Raw genomic sequence first — 298 nt, 5'->3', positions numbered from 1 at the left:
GGTCAGCGCGGCCTCTGCATTCATATAGTCGCCGGGGGTCATGATCACCCGCACCCTGTCGGAGGCCCCCAAAATCATCGCGACCTGCAGGCTGTTGGTTAATACCGTCGCCGTCACGCCGGAAAGGGTCAGCGCCCGCGCGAATTCCATCATCGTGGCACCTGCGTCGATCATCAGCGTTTGCCCGTCTGTCACCCGTTTTGCGGCAAGCTGCGCCATCTGGCGGCGTTCATCCACATGTTCGCGCTGACGTTCATCCAGCACGCTTTGCGCCCCCGGCGCGCGGGGCGAGGCCCCG

Annotated in this window: 1 pseudogene; it reads right to left on the bottom strand. The window is 64.8% G+C overall.

Going from position 1 to position 298, the window contains the following annotated elements:
* Positions 1-298 (bottom strand): annotated as a pseudogene (locus tag B3849_RS16845) (DeoR/GlpR transcriptional regulator); the annotation flags it as partial.

This window comes from Sulfitobacter sp. UBA4523 (assembly GCF_002388305.1).
Classification (GTDB): domain Bacteria; phylum Pseudomonadota; class Alphaproteobacteria; order Rhodobacterales; family Rhodobacteraceae; genus Sulfitobacter; species Sulfitobacter pontiacus.
The sequence above is the reverse complement of the archived record's forward strand: the minus strand, read 5'-3'. Positions and strand labels throughout refer to the sequence as shown.